The 18,835-nt window shown below is 54.7% G+C and carries 15 protein-coding genes and 1 pseudogene; 12 read left to right on the forward strand and 4 right to left on the reverse strand.

Annotated elements, in window-relative coordinates:
• Positions 1 to 88: 88 nt before the first annotated feature.
• Positions 89 to 1,153 (reverse strand): A/G-specific adenine glycosylase, encoded by a 1,065-nt coding sequence (gene mutY / locus ACTIDN_RS07315; protein WP_441376540.1) that lies wholly within the window; start codon positions 1,151 to 1,153, stop codon positions 89 to 91.
• 10 nt (positions 1,154 to 1,163) lie between these two features.
• Between mutY and ACTIDN_RS07320 the strand changes: the two genes are divergently transcribed.
• From ACTIDN_RS07320 to holA, 7 genes are all read left to right on the forward strand, one after another.
• Positions 1,164 to 1,727, forward strand: coding sequence for a DUF721 domain-containing protein (locus tag ACTIDN_RS07320; protein WP_441376541.1), 564 nt, complete (start codon positions 1,164 to 1,166; stop codon positions 1,725 to 1,727).
• 102 nt (positions 1,728 to 1,829) lie between these two features.
• On the forward strand, positions 1,830 to 2,093 hold the full coding sequence (locus tag ACTIDN_RS07325) for a hypothetical protein (RefSeq protein WP_415508706.1): 264 nt from the start codon (positions 1,830 to 1,832) through the stop codon (positions 2,091 to 2,093).
• A gap of 115 nt (positions 2,094 to 2,208) precedes the next feature.
• A complete protein-coding gene (locus tag ACTIDN_RS07330; protein ID WP_441376542.1) occupies positions 2,209 to 3,267 on the forward strand; it encodes a transglycosylase SLT domain-containing protein in 1,059 nt (352 codons plus the stop codon).
• Positions 3,268 to 3,438: 171 nt separating this feature from the next.
• Complete coding sequence (locus ACTIDN_RS07335; protein ID WP_441376543.1) at positions 3,439 to 3,978, forward strand: DUF3576 domain-containing protein; 540 nt, start codon at positions 3,439 to 3,441, stop codon at positions 3,976 to 3,978.
• A gap of 55 nt (positions 3,979 to 4,033) precedes the next feature.
• The gene (leuS, locus tag ACTIDN_RS07340) at positions 4,034 to 6,673 is read left to right on the forward strand and encodes a leucine--tRNA ligase (RefSeq protein ID WP_441376544.1); all 2,640 of its coding nucleotides are present in this window, start codon (positions 4,034 to 4,036) and stop codon (positions 6,671 to 6,673) included.
• A complete protein-coding gene (locus ACTIDN_RS07345) occupies positions 6,673 to 7,377 on the forward strand; it encodes a hypothetical protein (protein ID WP_441376545.1) in 705 nt (234 codons plus the stop codon). The genes leuS and ACTIDN_RS07345 overlap by 1 nt, the downstream gene beginning before the upstream one ends.
• Positions 7,378 to 7,437: 60 nt before the next feature.
• Complete coding sequence (gene holA, locus ACTIDN_RS07350; RefSeq protein WP_441376546.1) at positions 7,438 to 8,454, forward strand: DNA polymerase III subunit delta; 1,017 nt, start codon at positions 7,438 to 7,440, stop codon at positions 8,452 to 8,454.
• Positions 8,455 to 9,010: 556 nt separating this feature from the next.
• On the opposite strand, the gene pgm is transcribed toward holA, so the two are convergent.
• The 3 genes from pgm to ACTIDN_RS07365 form a co-directional block, all read right to left on the reverse strand.
• On the reverse strand, positions 9,011 to 10,657 hold the full coding sequence (gene pgm, locus ACTIDN_RS07355) for a phosphoglucomutase (alpha-D-glucose-1,6-bisphosphate-dependent) (protein ID WP_441376547.1): 1,647 nt from the start codon (positions 10,655 to 10,657) through the stop codon (positions 9,011 to 9,013).
• Between the two features lie 236 nt (positions 10,658 to 10,893).
• Positions 10,894 to 11,316 (reverse strand): ArsR/SmtB family transcription factor, encoded by a 423-nt coding sequence (locus ACTIDN_RS07360; protein ID WP_441376548.1) that lies wholly within the window; start codon positions 11,314 to 11,316, stop codon positions 10,894 to 10,896.
• Complete coding sequence (locus tag ACTIDN_RS07365) at positions 11,313 to 11,972, reverse strand: peroxiredoxin (RefSeq protein WP_415508698.1); 660 nt, start codon at positions 11,970 to 11,972, stop codon at positions 11,313 to 11,315. The genes ACTIDN_RS07360 and ACTIDN_RS07365 overlap by 4 nt, the downstream gene beginning before the upstream one ends.
• 106 nt (positions 11,973 to 12,078) lie before the next feature.
• On the opposite strand from ACTIDN_RS07365, the gene ACTIDN_RS07370 reads away from it, so the two are divergent.
• From ACTIDN_RS07370 to ACTIDN_RS07390, 5 genes and pseudogenes are all read left to right on the forward strand, one after another.
• Positions 12,079 to 13,005, forward strand: a complete 927-nt coding sequence (locus ACTIDN_RS07370; protein WP_415508697.1) for an MBL fold metallo-hydrolase — start codon at positions 12,079 to 12,081, stop codon at positions 13,003 to 13,005.
• A 39-nt stretch (positions 13,006 to 13,044) separates the two neighbouring features.
• Positions 13,045 to 13,821: a sulfite exporter TauE/SafE family protein gene (locus tag ACTIDN_RS07375; RefSeq protein ID WP_415508696.1), complete on the forward strand. Its 777-nt coding sequence runs from the start codon at positions 13,045 to 13,047 to the stop codon at positions 13,819 to 13,821.
• A 271-nt stretch (positions 13,822 to 14,092) separates the two neighbouring features.
• A complete protein-coding gene (gene cydD / locus ACTIDN_RS07380; RefSeq protein ID WP_441376549.1) occupies positions 14,093 to 15,784 on the forward strand; it encodes a thiol reductant ABC exporter subunit CydD in 1,692 nt (563 codons plus the stop codon).
• Entirely contained in the window at positions 15,781 to 17,469 is a 1,689-nt protein-coding gene (cydC, locus tag ACTIDN_RS07385) for a thiol reductant ABC exporter subunit CydC (protein WP_441376550.1), read from the forward strand. The genes cydD and cydC overlap by 4 nt, the downstream gene beginning before the upstream one ends.
• Positions 17,470 to 17,516: 47 nt before the next feature.
• Positions 17,517 to 18,794 (forward strand): annotated as a pseudogene (locus tag ACTIDN_RS07390) (cytochrome ubiquinol oxidase subunit I); the annotation flags it as partial.
• Between the last annotated feature and the right edge of the window lie 41 nt (positions 18,795 to 18,835).

Here is an 18,835-nt window from a genome sequence, read left to right on the forward strand (position 1 = left end):
AAAACCCGGCGCATAGCTGCCTGTTGCACCGGGTTATATAAGCGCTGTCAGCAAACCCCGTGCCGTGCGAGACGCAAAGAGAACGTGTTCAAACCCCAAGGGTTTTTAAACCTGACCTGAAACATTTGACCATAACAGACGGCAGTGACAGTGTTTCCACTGCGTCAACAGGCGTCAGAAAGCCGATCTGGGCAATCTGGTTTGAAAACCGTTTGACCTTTACTGCGTAAATACTGACTTCCAGCGTAAAATGCGTAAAAACATGGCGCACATCACCACATGGCAGCCAGTCTGCTTTAAGGGGCGCGTGTTCAAGGGCTTCAGCCCCAGACCACGGGGTACTGCGCCATTCTGTTCCCGGCAGTTCTGTCATGGCGGCAAGGAGGCCTGTCTCTGGCCTTTTACGCAGCAGGACAGAACCCGCTTCATCCATCACCAGAAAATGCACCCCGTAGCGCACAGGCTTTTCCGCTTTGGGCGAGCGGCGTGGCAGGGTTTCTGCCAGCCCTGCTTTATACCCGGCACATCCCTGTTGCCACGGGCACAGCCCGCATGCGGGAGAGCGAGGCGAGCAGAGAGACGCACCCAGATCAAACAACGCCTGTGCAAAATCGGACGGGCGGGCCTTGGCCTCTTTATCCGCATTCAGGCTTGCACCCAGTTGGGCCAAGGCCTTACGCGCAGCCGGAAGAGGCTCCTGCACGGCAAACAGGCGGGCGGTAATACGCTCCACATTGCCGTCCACCGGCACAACGGGCACACCAAACGCAATGGCAGCCACAGCGGCGGCTGTATAAGCTCCTATCCCCGGCAGAGCCCGCAAGCCCTCCACAGTTCGGGGAAAACCCCCAAGCTTTACCACCTGTTGCGCGCAGGCATGCAGGTTGCGGGCACGGGAGTAATAGCCAAGCCCTGCCCATGCAGCCAGCACATCATCGCGTTCCGCAGCGGCCAGTGCGTTAACTGTTGGAAATTTCTCCAGAAAACGATGATAATACGGACCAACCGCTTTAACCGTTGTCTGCTGGAGCATGATTTCACTAAGCCAGACATGGTAAGGGTCTGCGCTCTGGTCTGGGCCAGAACGCCACGGCAGCACACGCCGGTGGCGGTCATACCAATCAAGCAGGAGGTGGGCAGATGGGAGTGTCACGGAGGACGTTATGACGAAGGAGAGTGCCCCCGGCAAGATGGGTCAGACTGCGCACACCACCCCGCGTACCAAACCAGCCACCCCCACACGCCCTAGCCGCAGCAAGACTGAACCGCCGCCCCCTCCCCCCAAGCGGGCATTTGCCGCGCGCAGCCTTGCGTCCCTGCTGCCAGCAGTCACGGCGCCAGCCTTCCGCCGCCGCTCCCCGGCCAGTGTTCAGGTTTTTACGGATTGGGCGGATATTATGGGGCCTGCCCATGCCGCCGTAACCACGCCCAGCAAACTAAGCGCTGGCACCTTGACCATTGCCTGTGCCGGGCCGGTTGCCATGGAGTTACAACATCTCAGCAGTACACTTATAGCCCGTATCAACACCTGGTGCGGCCATACTCTGGTAACCCGACTCCGTTTTGTGCAGGACCCACAGGCCGGAGTCCGTCTGACCACGTCCACCCGCCGTAAAAGCCTGCGGCCTGCACCAAGTTGTGTTGTGCCAGATATGGAAGAGAGCCCGTTACGGGCTGCCCTGGAGTCGTTGGGCGCACGCATTTTGCAGGAAAAACAGAAGCGCTAAGGCCCGGCACACAAGGCATCAATAGAAAGTGTTATCAAGCGCCCTTGAAAATGACATATTCGTAATGCTCTAGGTTTGCACCTTATTCACAGACTTAGAACCATGAATCGTTTTTCAGCCATGCAGCCCACTAAACTTCGCTCTACTTTGTGCAGCCTTGCAGCCCACCGCGCCCTGCGCCAGCATGGGGCCACCAGCCTGTCCGACCTGCAATTTATGGAGCAGTGGGCTTCTGGTGGCACAGGTGCCTCCGCTGCCAGCATTCTGCGCGCCGGGCAAATACGGCGTACCAACCCGGACCTGATGCAGGATATTGCACAAAGCGTGAGCGGTAACCCACAACTCCCGCGCCATAAATCCTGCTAAAAATACCGGGCAGGCATGTAAATCCTCCTGTCTGGCAGATTGCATCCCGCGGCCAACGCGGGCAAATTACAGCTCCATGAAAACTGTGTGTGAAAAACAGCGCGCCAGCAGGGGCATGCCCCGTGTTGTGACCGCGCTCTCGGTCGCTGGGCTGGCAGTTTTATCCGCCTGCGCAAGCCAACCGGTTGTGCGCACACCAGTGGCAGGCTCCAGCGTCAACCAGTGGAGCAACTACATTCAGGAAGCCTCCAATCGGTTTTCCATCCCACAATCCTGGATCCGCGCTGTCATGCAGCAGGAGTCTGGTGGGCACCAGTATATTCGTGGCCGTAAAGTGCGCTCGGTTCATGGCGCTGTGGGGCTTATGCAAATAAAACCCGCAACATATTACGAGCTGGCGCAACGCTACAGTCTGGGCTCAGACCCGTATGACCCGCACGATAATATCATGGCGGGCAGCGGCTATATTCGTGAGCTGTATGACCGCTTTGGCTCGCCGCAATTTCTGGCGGCTTATAACTGTGGCCCTCAATGTGCAGAAAACCACCGGACGCGTGGCACCGCACTGCCTGATTACGCCAAGACTTACATGGCGGCCATCAAGCCCCACCTAAATGACCCCGTGCCCGCCATGCTGCAACCTACCCAGATTGCGTATGCGCCAGCGCCCACGCCACCGGTCAAAGTTGTGGCGGAAACCTCGGTTCCGGCTTCTGCGCCGCACTATGCAGCAGGCACAGCGCCCCCTTTGCCTGATGACAGCATTGCGGCACCCACACCCTATAATGGCGCAGACGGCGCCATTGCTGTCTCCTCGGCTGATACACCCACACCGGCTACGGGCTATGCACAGCCAGCCTCAACCGCGCCCGCTTATGCTGCCCCGGCGGCTGCCGCCATATGGCGGCAGGATAATGCCGCAACCTATGCCGCCAGTATTCAGATTGGTGCGTTCTCCACGCAGGACCGCGCCCTGCGTGCCACGGCACTGGCCCGGCAAAGCTCCACAGCCCTCGCAAACGCCGTCAGCCAGATTGATCTGATCTCTCCTGCCGGGGCTGCGCACCCCGTATGGCGTACCCGGCTTGCTGGGCTTCCGCCCGAGCAAACCAGCACAATCTGCACAAGCCTGCGGCAGCAGGGCATGCCCTGTGTTCCGGTCACAAACCCATAACCAGACCACGGTTATTCGCCTTACGCACGCAGACGCTTGGCGGGACTGCCCCGACACGATATGAAGGCAGGTAAGACCCCTGTGACCACGAACCGGTGCCTGGCCTGAAAACAGACTAAAGGCAGGACTGGAAATATCGACGCCCCGCGCCGAAGGAGCCGTACCGACATTATGCCACGTCGTCTTATGCCCTGCCGTTCCGCCTCCGGTTCTGCCGCACAGTCACTGCGCGGCATGTCCTGGCTTCCCACCGCAGCCCTGCTGGGTCTGGCCGCTTTGTCCGCCTGCTCAAGCGCTCCCAAATCTGTGGGTGACCTCACAGCCCCACGCAACCACCTTATGGCAGAAGACCGCGGTGCATCAGGTGGTGAGGACAAGCTGAAAGGCGGGGTCAACGCGTATCTCTGGCGCGCCACGCTGGACACCATCTCCTTCATGCCTGTTGCCACAGCGGATGCCGAGGGCGGTATTATCCTGACGGACTGGTACACACCACCCGCAGCACATGATGAACGCTTCAAAATTACGGCCTTCATTCTTGACCGCCGCCTGCGGTCAGACGCCCTGCGCCTGTCCGTTTTCCGCCAGGTCAAGCAGGGGACGGAGTGGGTCGATACACCAGCCGCAGGCAATACGGCGTCTGACATTGGGGCACGCATCCTGTCCCGTGCCCGCAAGCTGCGTGCTGACAACGGCAACCGGGACAACTAATCCAGCCCGGTTTTTCAGCGCTCCCTAATTCTCTCTCTTCATTTGTACGAGTTCCATGACACAGCCTGCCAACACACCAGCCACAGCGGCTCCTTCTGCCACATCTTATGATTTCGATTCTGTCGAACCCCGCTGGCAGAAGGCGTGGGATCAGGCGAGTGTCTTTACCGTGCCGGATGTTCCCCCGGCCGACCGTCCCAAATATTATGTGCTGGAGATGTTCCCCTACCCCTCCGGCCAGTTGCACATGGGCCATGTCCGCAATTATGCACTGGGGGACGTTGTTGCCCGTTACAAACGGGCCCGTGGCTACGCTGTTCTGCACCCCATGGGGTGGGATGCCTTTGGCCTTCCTGCAGAAAATGCCGCGCGTGAACGCGGCGTTCACCCGCAGGAATGGACGCTCAATAATATTGCGGCCATGCGCACCACGCTCCAGCGCCTTGGGTTCTCCCTGAACTGGGACCGTGAAATTGCCACCTGCCTTCCAGACTATTACGGCAAGCAGCAGAAGCTGTTTCTGGACTTTATGCAGGCAGGGTTGGTGGAACGCCGGGAAAGCTGGGTCAACTGGGACCCGGTGGACCAGACCGTTCTGGCGAACGAACAGGTTGTAGATGGCTGCGGCTGGCGCTCAGGCGCACCGATTGAGAAGAAAAAACTCTCTCAGTGGTTCCTGAAAATCACCGATTTTGCAGAAGACCTGCTGGACGGCCTGAAGAGCCTTGACCGTTGGCCAGACCGTGTCCGCACCATGCAGGAACGCTGGATTGGCCGCTCAGAAGGGGCGCATGTCACGTTCTCCCTTCATCAACCCCCGGCCGGGCTGGACACCAACCTCAATGCGCTTGAGGTCTTCACCACACGACCAGACACCCTGTTTGGCATGTCTTTCCTTGCTATCGCCCCGGATCACCCGCTAGCGGCATGGGTCGGGCAGCAGAATGCGGAAGCAGCAGACTTCATTGCAGAATGCCGCCGTCTGGGCACATCCGTAGAAGCAGTAGAAACGGCTGAAAAACGTGGCTTTGATACAGGCCTGCGCGTTAACCACCCGTTCCTTGATAAAAGCTTTCCAATCTGGATCGCCAATTTTGTGCTGATGGATTACGGCACGGGTGCCCTGTTTGGCTGCCCGTCTGGGGATCAGCGCGATCTTGATTTCGCGCACAAATATTCCCTGCCGGTAACCCCTGTGGTGCTGCCACCGGGTAAGGATGCCGCAGACTTCGCCATTACCAAAAATGCCTTTACCGGTGATGGCACCATGATCAATTCAGGCTTTCTGGATGGGTTGAGCACGGAAGACGCCCGGCGTGAAGCCATTGCCCGCCTTGAAGGTCTGGGCGTTGGCAAAGGGGTGACCAACTGGCGCCTGCGTGACTGGGGTGTTTCCCGCCAGCGGTACTGGGGCTGCCCTATTCCGGTTATTCATTGTGAAGAGTGCGGTGCAGTGCCCGTGCCAGACGCACAGCTACCGGTCAAACTGCCGGAAGATGTCACGTTTGATAAGCCGGGCAACCCGCTGGACCACCACCCGACATGGAAGCATGTTGACTGCCCCAAATGCGGCAAACCCGCTACGCGTGAGACCGACACGTTTGACACATTTGTCGATAGCTCATGGTATTTTGCCCGCTTTACGGCACCAAAAGCAGACACCCCCACCGTGCGGGATGCCGCAGATGGCTGGCTGGCCGTAGACCAGTATATTGGCGGCATTGAACACGCCATTCTGCACCTGCTCTATGCGCGCTTCTTTACCAAAGCCATGCAGAAAACCGGCCACCTGAACGTAAGCGAGCCATTTGCCGGTCTGTTTACGCAAGGCATGGTCAGCCACGAAAGCTATAAGGATGCCGCAGGCAACTGGCTGTATCCGGAAGAAGTAGAGCGTAAAGGTGACACGGCCACCAAACGTGGGACGGATGAACCCGTAACCGTTGGGCGTGTAGAGAAAATGTCCAAATCCAAGCGCAATACGGTGGCTCCGGTTGCCATTATTGAGCGCTTTGGTGCTGATACGGCCCGGTGGTTCGTCCTTTCCGACAGCCCACCGGAACGCGACATGGAATGGACGGAAGCAGGCGTTGCCGGGGCAGCCCGTTTTGCACAGCGCCTTTTCCGTCTGGTCCGTACAGTTGCGGAAACCGTCCCCGCGCAGGACACCTGCCCGGCTGATATTGCCGCGCAGGCAGATGCCCTGCGCCGCGCAACCCACCGCACCATTGCCGCCGTTACGGAAGCATTGGAAAGCTTTGCCATCAATGTGGCGGTTGCCCGCCTGCATGAACTGACATCCGCTCTGGCAGACGCAGAAAAAACGGCTGATGCAACAGGCATGGCTTTTGCCCGCCGTGAAGCTGCCCGCACCCTGTGCCTGCTATCCGCCCCCATGATGCCGCATCTGGCAGAAGAAATGTTCTCCCAGCTTGAGCCGGGTGCACCCATGGTTGTTCAACAGCCCTGGCCGGAAGCAGAACCATCCCTGCTGGCTGCAACCCAAGTCACCATTGCTGTGCAAATCATGGGTAAGCTGCGCGGTACGATTGAAGCTGCGCCGGATGAAGACAAAGATGCCGTGGTCGCCCGCGCCGAAGCCGAGCCCAACGTGGCCCGGTTGCTGGAAGGCAAACGGATTGTCAAACGGGTACATGTGCCTAACCGCATTGTTAACTTTGTAACGGCAGGCTGATGTCCCACTCCCGCTCTTTTCGCGCTGCTCTGGCCCGTTCTTTTACAGCCCTGCCGCTGCTTGTGGTGCCTGTAGCCCTTAGTGGCTGCGGGTTTCAGCCGCTCTATGGCACGCAGGGTGCCAAGAATACCGTGCCGGTGGAAGACGAACTGAAGCGGGTTTATGTTGCCAATATTCCTGAGCGGAGCGGCCAGTTAATGCGTTTGGCCCTTCAGCAGAATATGGCAGGTGACGGCCCCGAAAACCCGGACGGCTACACCCTTTATGCTCAGCCCAACATCGGGCAGGAAGCCATTGATATTCATGCGGACAATACCTCTGGCCGTATTCGTATCAATGCTCATGCCCATTGGCGGCTTTTCACTGTTGAGCAAAACCCCAAACTCTTGGCTGAAGGGGATGCCAGTAGCATGGACGGCTACAGCGCCCTGTACGAACAGTATTTTGCACAAACCCTGAATAGCGAGACCGCAATCGGACGCGTTACGCAGGCATTAGCCGAGCAGATAACACAACAGGTTGCCACGTGGTTCCGAACCCACGCCGCCCCCTCTGTCAAACGCGCACAAGGGCCAAAAACCTACTACCCGACCCCCAACGCCATACCTGATTCCGAGAAGCAGTCCCCGATGGAAGAAGAAGGTGCTGACGCTATTCCCGATATGGCGACTGGGCGCGGCGCACCAAGCGCTGGCGCTCTGTAACAGTCAGGCTGCACCAATGCAGGGTTGCGCCAGACCCCTGCATGAAACTTGGGCTGAACCATGAAAATTGACGCACGCTCCCTCTCCCGTGTCACAAAAGACCCCGGAGCGTGGCGCGTTATCCTGCTGCATGGAGAAGATACTGGCCTGATCCGTGAACGGGCGCAGGACGCCACACGCCAGATTGCCGGTTCCACTGACGACCCGTTCCGCGTTGCCGTTTTGGACAAGGAAACACACGACAGGCTGGAAGAGGAGGCCACAGCCCTCTCCCTCATGGGTGGTCGTCGTGTTGTGCGTGTACGGGATGCCTCTGACAGCTTACTTAAAGCTGTAACAACCCTACTTGACGCCCCGACAGACACATTGGTCATTCTGGAAGCGCCCAGCCTTCCTTCTCGCTCAAAGCTACGTGCCCTGCTCGAAAAGCGACAGGATTGCGCAAGCGTAGGATGTTACCCTGAAGAAGGGCGCACACTAGAAGGCACCATTACGCAAATGCTTAGCGCGCATCATGTCCGTATAGAGCAGGATGCCCTGCACTGGCTGACAGGGCGTTTAGGCTCAGACAGAGGGGCTGCACGCAGTGAGGTTGAGAAACTGGCGCTCTATGCCGGAGACACTGGAACCCTGACACTGGATGATGCCCGGGCCTGCATTGGGGATGCTGGTAGCGTATCTATAGAAGATGCCGCCTTTGCCGCCACAGAAGGACGCAGAGCCGATGCTGATCTGGCCATAGAGCGGGCCTTGGCTGAAGGCACCAGCCCCATCACAATTGCCCGTGCTTTTCTCAGCCATTTACACCGTCTGCGCCGTGTGCGGGCAGCTATGGCTGATGGAGAAAGCCGGACGGAAGCTGTAAAAGCACTCCGCCCCCCTGTGTTCTTTAAACGGACCGCAGGGTTTAACCGTGCGTTGGACCTCTGGTCTCTCTCGGCACTAACAGAAGCCCTACAGGACACGCAGGCGCTTGAATTGGCCTGCAAACAGACTGGCGCGCCAGACGAACTCTTATGCAAGCGCCATGTTGCAACCCTATGCGCTAAAGCGGCGCGCGCAGCACGGCGCTATTAAGCGCTCTTGCCGCCACAGACCTGTCTGGTATAAGCAGGGCCGGTGTGTCCGCGTAGCTCAGCAGGATAGAGCACAGGATTCCTAATGTAATTGGGCGCCATGACGGGAAACCCCATGGTGTATTCGCTCAAAGTCGGGGAACGCTCTGACCCTCTTGGGTCGTGCCAATCCCGAGCCAAGCCGCGCCTGAAAAGGCCGGAAGGTGTAGAGACTGGATGGGCGATGCCTAAGGGCCATACGGCCTAAGGCAAAGGGACAGTCCAGACCACGAACACGCTTTTGCACACGCAAAGGCGGGGCGGTGAAAGCCGAAGTGGTATGAATCCTGGGGCCATGGGTTCGAATCCCGTCGCGGACACCACCTTATTACTCCCCAAAATACAGTATTCTTGCTGTAAGAATTTTATTTTTGGCAGTGTGAAGATTCCACCTTCGCCCAGACAACCGCGCGGCTCTGCATCTTACTCCGCAGACCAGATGCTCATAATTTTTCTCTTAGCCGCGCAAATCTTGCTTACCCCCACAGCAAAAGCCGTGAGGGTGCAAATTTACGATCTTAAGCCGACAGAACCTGACTAATAACTGCCTGCGCTTCTTCCTGAATTTCTTTCAAATGTTCAGGGCTTTTAAAGCTTTCAGCATAAATCTTGTACACGTCTTCCGTGCCGGATGGACGGGCCGCAAACCAGCCATCTTGTGTGGTCACCTTCAAACCGCCAATCGCTGCCCCATTGCCGGGAGCCTTGGTCAGCTTGGCTGTAATAGCCTCACCCGCCAGCGTATCCCCCGGATATTGCTCAGGAGACAGCTTGGAAAGCTTTGCTTTCTGGTCCGGTGTCGCCGCAGCATCTATGCGCTGATAGTAGGGTGTGCCCAGCCGCGCACTGATCTCGTGGTAATGCTGGCTTGGGTTTTTACCTGTTTTGGCTGTAATTTCCGCAGCAAGAAGGCTCAGGATCAAGCCGTCCTTATCCGTTGTCCAAACCGTACCATCACGCCGCAGGAAGGTGGCGCCTGCACTTTCCTCACCACCAAAACCTAGTGACCCATCCATAAGGCCGGGCACAAACCACTTCAGCCCAACCGGAACCTCAACCAGTTTACGGCCAAGTTCTGCCGCAACACGGTCTATCAGGCTGCTGCTCACCAGTGTTTTACCAATACCTAGGTCTTTGCTCCACTGCGGGCGATTCTGGTACAGGTAGGAAATTGCAACTGCCAGATAGTGGTTAGGGTTCAGCAGCCCATCAGGTTGCGCCACAATGCCGTGACGGTCTGCATCCGTATCATTCGCAAAAGCGACATCAAATTCTGAACCCAGATTAATCAGCCGCGCCATGGCATAAGGGGAAGAGCAATCCATACGGATCTGGCCATCCCAGTCTGCCGTCATAAAGCCAAACTGCGGATCAACTTCGTTGCTCACAATAGTGGCGTTCAGGCCGTAATGGTCCACAATCCGCTGCCAGTAATCCACAGCAGCACCACCGAGCGGATCAATACCAATCCTGACTTTTGCGTCCCGAATAGCCGCCATATCAATAACAGACTCAAGGTCCGCCACATACGGCGTAACAAAGTCGTATTTGGTAATGCAGGGCTGTTTGAGTGCCTCTTCATAACTCAGCCGTTTTACGTCTTTCAGGCCATCTGCCAGAAATCCGTTCGCCATGTCCTGAATGGCTTTTGTAATAGCCGTATCAGCCGGGCCACCATGGGATGGATTGTATTTAAACCCACCATCAATAGGCGGGTTGTGAGAGGGTGTGACCACAATACCATCAGCCAGACCCGTGGTACGGCCTTTATTATAGGTAAGAATAGCATGAGAGATGACAGGTGTTGGTGTGTAACCGTCTGCCTGATCAATATGCACTGCAATACCATGCGCAGCCAGAACCTCCAGCGCACTCCGCTGAGCCGGCGCTGATACGGCATGGCTATCTATGCCCAGAAAAAGCGGGCCATCAATGCCTTCCGCCTTGCGGTAGCGGGCAATAGCCTCACAGATCGCAAGAATATGGTTTTCATTAAAGCTGGTATGCAACGGTGAACCACGATGGCCCGATGTTCCAAACGCCACACGCTGGGTTGAAATGGCAGGGTCTGGCTTGCGGTCATAATAAGCTGCCAGAAGAGCGGGAATATCGGCCAGATCTGCTGCGGGTAGCTTATGTCCTGCCAATGGGCTGATGTTTGCCATGCGTGTGTCTGCTCCTCACCGTTTTAAGGGGTGTTCATGTTCTCGCAATAACAAACACCGTCTCGTGCAGCGGGTCTAGCCCTGCGTTTGCAGGAAATATGATTTTACAGAACGAAAAAGTTTTACAAACACGGCAGGCATAGTGGTGCCATATTTCCAATGGCATACTATAAAATTCTCTAAATTTCAGGGGCTTTTTATTGCTGGCGTTTCAAGCCTGAACCAGCGTTACTCTATCAGGGCTCGCTGGCCTGTGAAGGCGGGCGAATATAGGCAAACTGCGCTCCACTCTCAACGTGTTTTTTAGGAGGAGAGGTAATCGCCGCCCGTTGTTCAGCCATCCGCTGCGCCAGCGGAATAGCGGCCTTGTCCTCACGTAAAAGACCGATCAGAGCGCGGGCCCGCAAGACTTCTTCTTCATTTGTCAGGCTATAATAAATGGCACGAGATTCGCGCCGGGGCGCAATAATGTCAGCCCGACGTAATGTGCCAAGCTGCTGGCTGAGTGTTGGTTGGCCAATACCGGTTTTGGCTTCCAGCTCACTCACGGCAAGTGGTCCACGCAACAGGGCATCAACAATAATCAGACGCTGGGGCTGAGCAAAAAGCTTCAGGCGCTCAACAAGCTGTTTTGCTTCCTCAAGTGAAAGCGGGGTCATGCCTTAGAGCCCTGAGATAAATCCATAAACCATGCAGGACCAGCGGCTGCCACCGCCTGTTGTGTCTGTTGAATAGGCGTTATGACCGGTTGCCCCACCTGCCAGCCTTCTGGAGTCATGACCCCATCCTGAGCCACGCGCTGTAGCGCCTGAACCAGACGCAACAACTCCTGCACGGAGCGCCCAACGGTTGGAGGGTACCAGCTAATGGCCTGTACAATGCCGTCAGGGTCAATGACATACACAGCGCGTACCGTCACACTGCTTTGGGCCGTCATGTCCAGCATACCGTAAGCACGGGCGATAGACATGGAAGGGTCTTCCACAATCGGGAAGGGTATGGTCACACCAAACTGCGTCCGAATAGCCTCGACCCACGCCAGATGAGACGGCAAGCTATCAACAGACACCCCGACAAGGGCGCAATTCAAAGCCCGGAACTGTGGCTCAGCACGCGCAAGCGCTATGAACTCACTTGTGCAGACCGGTGTAAAATCAGCTGGATGCGCAAACAGCAGAACCCAATGCCCCTGTAACGCACTGAAAGTCAGGTCACCATGTGTGGTGCGTGCCATAAAATCCGGCGCGGAGTCACCAATCTGCAGAATGGCCCGCGAGTGATAAAGGGGGCAGGAGTCCAAATTACTGTCGCTCATAAAGCGTTCTTAAGCGGATTGGTGTGCTTGACGCAAGATGGTTTCGTATTTAATGAAATATGATATACACATTTATATTAAATCTTAAACTGTAAAGGCGCCAAAGATGACGGATTCGCCTCTGGCCACGGCAACAGCTCAAATTCTGAAAGCCGAACGCGAGCCCGGCCTCAAACCTATTGTCAAAACTTTTTTTGACGAAACCACCTTCACTGCCAGCCATGTGGTGCATGACCCCAGCACAAAAACAGCCGTCATTATCGACAGCGTGCTGGACTATGAGGCCGCATCAGGCCGCACCAAACATACTTCTGCCGAGCAGATTGTCGCCTATGTCAAAGCCGAAGGGCTGAGCGTTGCATGGCAGCTTGAAACCCATGCCCACGCTGACCATCTGTCCGCAGCCCCTTGGCTACAGGAACAACTGGGCGGCAAACTCGGCATCGGTGCAGATATCGTGCGGGTTCAGGAAGTTTTTGGCAAAATCTTCAACGCAGGCACTCCCTTTGCGCGCGATGGGTCACAGTTCGACCATCTTTTCCATGACGGAGACCAGTTCAAGGTTGGCACACTGGACGCCATAGCCCTGCATGTTCCGGGCCACACTCCTGCGGACATGGCCTTTATTATCGGGGATGCCGCCTTTATTGGTGACACCCTGTTCATGCCCGATTACGGCACCGCCAGAGCAGACTTTCCGGGCGGCGATGCCCGCATGTTGTTCCGCTCCATTCGCCGCCTCCTCAGCCTCCCTGATCAGACACGCCTTTTCCTGTGCCACGACTATAAGGCACCGGGACGCGATACATTTGCGTGGGAAACAACGGTTGGCGCTGAACGCGCTGGCAATATTCATGTGCATGACGGCGCACAGGAAGACGAGTTCGTGCAGATGCGCACAACGCGCGATGCCAAGCTGTCTCTCCCCAACCTGATCATGCCCTCTGTGCAGATCAATATGCGGGGCGGCCACATGCCTGAACCAGAAGATAATGGCGTGAGTTATATAAAAATCCCTATCAATAAACTCTGATTATTTGGTTTTAATTCCTTCCCACACTAGGCCCACAATATGTCAGCGTCTTTTCTTCATACCATTCTAGAAATATTTTCCGGTATGTTAGTGGGCTTTACCTTGGGGCTGATTGGTGGGGGTGGCTCCATTCTTGCTGTGCCCCTCATGGTTTATCTGGTGGGCGTTACAAACCCCCATGTTGCATTGGGCACGAGTGCTCTGGCTGTTGCGGTCAACGCGTTAGTGGGGCTTGCGCAGCACGCACGCGCCCACACCGTCAAGTGGCGCTGTGCAGCAATCTATGCATCCTGCGGCATTATCGGGGCTTTCCTTGGCGCAACCGCCGGCAAGGCCGTAGATGGTAAACACCTTCTCCTTTGCTTCGCCGTCCTCATGATTGGTGTTGCCATCATTATGATTCGCGGCCGACGCAATGAGGGATGTCCCGGCGCCAGCTGCAACCGCAACAACGCTGGAAAAGTAGCCGGTTTCGGCCTTGGCACCGGCCTACTTTCCGGCTTTTTTGGTATCGGCGGCGGCTTTCTCATTGTGCCGGGGCTCATTGCCTCAACCGGCATGCCTATTCTGAACGCTGTTGGCACATCTCTTGTTGCTGTCTCAGCTTTTGGTTTCAGCACAGCACTCAGTTACATGATTTCCGGTTACATAGACTGGCAACTTGCCGCCCTGTTTATTTTAGGGGGTGCCATTGGTAGCGTATTAGGCACACAGGTTGCACGGCGCATGGCACGCTCTAAAGGCACCCTGACCCTCTTCTTTGCGGCAGTCATCTTCTGCGTTGCAGGCTATATGATCTGGCAGAGTCTCCGCTAAACCACCCTCATTACTTAAAGTTTTTGATAAAGTATAAGGCAGCATCATAGCTGCCTTTCTTTTTTGTCGAAATAAAACGCAACCATTTGTTTTTACGTGTTTTTATAAACATTCCTCATTGTATTTTGACATTTCGAGATCTCTTAAAGTTGATCAAAAACCATCAGGTCGCTTGACACTTAATGTTTTTATGAATATTTCCCAATACTTTATTTTTTCAATAAAGTGTTGTGATGCTTTCCAGCGCTTTATGCAGGGTCAGGCGCATTCCATGCAGTCCTCACAGTCTCAAACACAGTGGCAGCTTTCGGGGCTCACCCGTCGGGCCAGAGGCCTGTTTGGTGCATCGGTTACCTTAGGCAGCGCCGCAGCCGTGTTGTTTGTCTGGCAGCTCTCGTTACTCGCCCACCTTGTCGACGATCTCACTTTTCAAGGCAGAGCACTTGTCTCGGTCGAAGGTGAGTTTTTTAAAATAATTGCTTCCAGTGCAGGATTTCTGGTTCTGCAATGGTTGGCAGACATGGCTGGCGCAGAAGCCGGGCTACGTATTAGCACATCTGTTCAACAAGACGGGCTAAAGCAACTCTTTCGCGCTGGGCCAGTTGGGTGCGCTATGCAACCCACAGGGCAACTTGTTACCACTCTGACGGAGGCCACTACGGCCCTTGAGCCCTATTTTGCCCAGTATATTCCACGGGCTGCCATGATGGTGGTTTTACCGCTCTTTATTCTGGCACGTGTTTTTACTCTGGACGGGTGGAGTTTTGTGGTTCTGGCCTGCACAGGCCCTCTGATACCGCTTTTTATGGCTCTGGTCGGGTATAGCGCACAAAGCGTCATGGACCGCCAATGGGTGCAACTGGTGCTTATGGGGTCCAGCTTCATGGACTATCTGAAAGGGTTGCGCACCGTCAGGCTATTTGCACAAACTCAGAACAGCATAAAAGCAATGACCGCCCAAACCGAGGCGCATCGGCGGGCAACACTTTCAGTCATGCGTATTGCGTTTCTTACCTCTGCTGTTCTGGAGTTTTTTGCCAGCCTCTCCATTGCTCTGGTTGCTGTCATTTTTGGTGCGCGCCTGCTGTCTGGCACCGCAGATTTTCGGTCTGCTTTCCTCGTCCTGTTGCTAGCACCAGAATATTTTATGCCACTGCGGGCGTTTTCTGCCAGCTATCATGCAAGACAAAATGCCAATGCTGCTGCAAAACGTTTGGCGGATCTGTTCTCTCTCCCGGCCTATGCCGCGCCACGTTATGGCATTGAATATTCCAAACACGCCAACACCGTAACAGCGCTCACCTGTCATATGCTGTCTGCCGGATATGCCTCTGGCAAAACAGGGCAAGTCAACCATGTCACCGCAACATTCTACAAAGGCCAACTTTCAGTTTTGGTGGGGGAAAGTGGCGCAGGAAAAACGACTCTCCTGCGTGCCATTCTTGGTTTCCTTCCATTATCTTCCGGCACCTGTACAGCATTTGCTCAGAATGGGCAGACCATAGCATTACACAACTGTCGGATGGCGTGGGTGCCACAACGCCCGCTTCTTGTTTTTGGTACCATTGCGGAGAATCTACGTATTGCCGCGCCGCATGCATCCTTGGCCGATCTACACTATGTGGCCGAGCAGGCTGATATTCTGTCCTTCATTCAATCCCTTCCACAAGGGTTCGAAACACAGGTGGGGGAAAGAGGGGCCAATTTTTCAGGTGGACAACTGAAAAGATTAGCTCTTGCACGTGCCCTTTTAAGAAAACCGGACATACTGTGCGTGGATGAGCCAACAGCACACCTGAATAGCGAAAGCGCTACCAGCATTACGCAAACCCTGAGCCGTTGCGCCCGTGACTGCATTGTTATTGCAGCCACACATCAGGACACCCTCATCAACGGTGCAGATCAGGTGCTGTATGTCTCACAAGGCCATGTGACATCATTACGTGAAAGGGCTGTAGCATGACCCTATTCCGTGCCTTTTCCACGTTATCCCATGCAGCAAAGCGCCAACTTGCCTTAGGTGCCATTCTGGCTTGTCTTGCAGCTTTAGCCAATTTTGGTCTTCTGTTTTTATCAGGCTGGCTACTAGCTGGTGCTGCCTGCGCAGGCTTAGCCGGTCTGTCTGCAAAACAGGCCTTCAATATGGTGTTACCCGCAACCGGCGTACGTTTCTTTGCCATGATGCGTATTCTCGCCCGGTATGGGGAGCGGCTTGTTACGCATGACAGTGCACTCCGCATCATAGGTAAGTTGCGGGTTGCCTGTTACGGCCGCATTGCTCCGCAGGCACCCGCCATTTTACACGCACAACGCGGTGGGGACCTCCTCACCCGCTTTGTCACTGACACCGATAGTGCAGGACAATATTACACAGATGTGCTGATTCCCTTCATAAGGGCATTCGTTTGCAGTGTATTTTTTATTACCCTTACAGCATTTTTCTCTTTTAGCTGTGCGATCTCTCTTGCAGCTGGCCTTCTAACCGGCACTCTTATAGCGCGTGCCATAAAAGCACAGTGTGTTACTTTGACTGCTCGTCTATCAGAAACGCAAAGCCGCATTCAGAGTGAACTGACAGACACCATTACCTCCATAGGGGAAAGCTTGTCGCTGGGCGCCAGCTTTCACCAGCAGGGCCTTATCATGCAGTTTCAGGCTGATTTATCTGGAACAAAACGGCGCCTCACTGCTTGGGAAAATGGTGCGCGCAGCCTCATTGCATTTTGCTCAACACTTACAACGCTCTGCATTCTTTTTTTTGCAGTCAAGGGCTTTCAGTCCCATCTTCTTACCCTCCCGGAAGTTCCTATGCTGGTTCTGGGCGGGTTGGCTGCTTTTGATGTCATGTCTCCCCTCCCCACGGCGCAGAGAACGCTTGCTCAAGTCCACCTTGCGATTAAACGTCTTGAAGAGGCCTGTTCGACGGGTGAGGTTACAAAAAATAACTCTGAAAAAACAACATTTCTGGATCATTCATCCCTTCAGTTTGAAACTATCTGTTTCCGTTACTCCGGTCAGGAGAACGATATTTTCCATCATGCTACACTCTGCGTGAAACAGGGCGAACGTGTTGCCATCACAGGCCCGTCAGGATGCGGAAAAAGCAGCCTGATCAGCATACTGTTTGGGTTTTATCCCCTTCAATCAGGCCGTATTCTATTAGGGGGTAGTGATGTGCATACACATACGCCTGAAGAGCTAGCACAGATCATAAGCGTTGCTGGGCAGGACTTTCACCTGTTCAACGGCACCTTACGGGACAATCTTCTTTTTGCAAACCCGGCCTCCACAGAAGAAGACATGAGAGCTGCGCTCCATACCGCGCAGTTGGCCGACTTTCTGTCAACAGCCCCCAATGGTCTGGACAGTTTTGTGGGAGATGAGGGTTTGCAGCTTTCCGGTGGTCAGGCCAAACGCCTGAGTATTGCTCAGGCACTTTTGCGCAAAACACCATGGATTATTCTGGATGAACCCACAGAAGGACTTGATGCCATAACCGAGCAGCATTTGCTTGAGCAGCTCATAGCAGCCAGACCGGATGCTACCTTGCTCTGCATGACGCATAGGCCAGCAGTCCTGCCTTTCATGACAAGAGTGCTCCGTATTCAGGATGGTACCTTCTGCCCCAGCGAGGAGAAAAAACCATGATCTGACAAATTTTTTCTGGTTTTTTCTTCTTAGTAAAGGTTTTTAAAATGGATCTTATCAACCCAACTGTTGTTGATCTTTCGCGTTTTCAGTTTGCACTGACCGCATTGTATCACTTCATGTTTGTCCCACTTACGCTGGGGCTCACTTTTATGCTTGCCGCCATGGAAACCGTATATGTGGTGACCGGACGCAAAGTTTATAAAGACATGGCCCAGTTCTGGGGCAAACTTTTTGGAATCAACTTCGCCATTGGTGTCGCAACCGGCATTACCATGGAATTCGAATTTGGCACCAACTGGTCCATGTATTCTCGCTTCTTCGGGGATATGTTTGGCACGCCGCTCGCCATTGAAGGGCTTATGGCCTTCTTTATGGAATCAACTTTTGTAGGCCTGATGTTTTTTGGCTGGGACCGTCTGAGCAAACCTGCCCACTTGGCCATCACCTATCTGGTAGCACTTGGCTCCAACCTTTCTGCGTTGTGGATTCTGGTAGCAAACGCCAGCATGAATGTGCCCGAAGGTGCGCATTTTGACCCAGACACCATGCGCATGCAGTTTGACAGCTTTGTCAGCGTTGTCTTTAACCCTGATGCACAATCTAAATTTGTTCATACATCCGTTGCTGGATATGTTTCCGCAGCGTTATTTGTTATGGGCATTAGTGCTTTCTATATTCTACGCGGTCAAAACAAAGAGTTTGCAGCGCGCTCCTTCCGTATGGCAGCCCTGTTTGGCATTATCTCTACTGTTGCTGTCATTACTCTTGGTGACGTTCTCGGCCGTATGGATTATGAAAAACAGCCAACCAAAATTGCGGCGATTGAAGGCCTCTGGCACACCAGCAAACCGCCATATGAGCCATGGATTCTTGCAGCTCTTCCTGATGATGCAAAACAGGAAAACCATTTTGAAATTGGTGTTCCATTCGTTTTAACGCCGCTTATCACACACGAGTTTAATACACCCATTACAGGCCTGCATGAATTACAGGACGCTGCTGGCCCCCGCATCCGCTCTGGTATTGAAGCCGTATCAGCCCTACGCCGTTACGGTGAAACACACCAGCAGTCTGATCTTGATATTTTTCATGCTCATGAAAGCGATATGGGTTTTGGTTTTCTTGCCACCCGCCACGCCCCCAATCAGGACGTCACGGCCATCCCGGCAGCAGCGCTTGATCAGGTTGTAGAAGAAACGAAGCCCGACATTCTTCCGAATGTTTTTGTAACCTTCTGGGCTTTCCGCCTGATGGTGTTTCTCGCACTCTACTTCTTTGCTCTGTTTGCTATTTCTGCCTACCTGAGCCTCAACGCGGAAATCTCACAGAAGGGTTGTACATCGGGTTAGATTATGAAAAAGTC

Source organism: Acetobacter sp. (assembly GCF_052102375.1).
Taxonomy (GTDB): domain Bacteria; phylum Pseudomonadota; class Alphaproteobacteria; order Acetobacterales; family Acetobacteraceae; genus Acetobacter.

What these genes read in the sequence shown, in the direction of transcription:
- ACTIDN_RS07330 (WP_441376542.1), top strand. Translation starts at nt 2,209, where the DNA reads ATGCCCCGTGTTGTGACCGCGCTCTCGGTCGCTGGGCTGGCAGTTTTA.
- ACTIDN_RS07365 (WP_415508698.1), bottom strand. Translation starts at nt 11,972, where the DNA reads ATGAGCGACAGTAATTTGGACTCCTGCCCCCTTTATCACTCGCGGGCC.
- cydD (WP_441376549.1), top strand. Translation starts at nt 14,093, where the DNA reads ATGCAGTCCTCACAGTCTCAAACACAGTGGCAGCTTTCGGGGCTCACC.
- ACTIDN_RS07370 (WP_415508697.1), top strand. Translation starts at nt 12,079, where the DNA reads ATGACGGATTCGCCTCTGGCCACGGCAACAGCTCAAATTCTGAAAGCC.
- ACTIDN_RS07375 (WP_415508696.1), top strand. Translation starts at nt 13,045, where the DNA reads ATGTCAGCGTCTTTTCTTCATACCATTCTAGAAATATTTTCCGGTATG.
- ACTIDN_RS07320 (WP_441376541.1), top strand. Translation starts at nt 1,164, where the DNA reads ATGACGAAGGAGAGTGCCCCCGGCAAGATGGGTCAGACTGCGCACACC.
- ACTIDN_RS07345 (WP_441376545.1), top strand. Translation starts at nt 6,673, where the DNA reads ATGTCCCACTCCCGCTCTTTTCGCGCTGCTCTGGCCCGTTCTTTTACA.
- pgm (WP_441376547.1), bottom strand. Translation starts at nt 10,657, where the DNA reads ATGGCAAACATCAGCCCATTGGCAGGACATAAGCTACCCGCAGCAGAT.
- ACTIDN_RS07360 (WP_441376548.1), bottom strand. Translation starts at nt 11,316, where the DNA reads ATGACCCCGCTTTCACTTGAGGAAGCAAAACAGCTTGTTGAGCGCCTG.
- cydC (WP_441376550.1), top strand. Translation starts at nt 15,781, where the DNA reads ATGACCCTATTCCGTGCCTTTTCCACGTTATCCCATGCAGCAAAGCGC.
- leuS (WP_441376544.1), top strand. Translation starts at nt 4,034, where the DNA reads ATGACACAGCCTGCCAACACACCAGCCACAGCGGCTCCTTCTGCCACA.
- ACTIDN_RS07325 (WP_415508706.1), top strand. Translation starts at nt 1,830, where the DNA reads ATGAATCGTTTTTCAGCCATGCAGCCCACTAAACTTCGCTCTACTTTG.
- ACTIDN_RS07335 (WP_441376543.1), top strand. Translation starts at nt 3,439, where the DNA reads ATGCCACGTCGTCTTATGCCCTGCCGTTCCGCCTCCGGTTCTGCCGCA.
- holA (WP_441376546.1), top strand. Translation starts at nt 7,438, where the DNA reads ATGAAAATTGACGCACGCTCCCTCTCCCGTGTCACAAAAGACCCCGGA.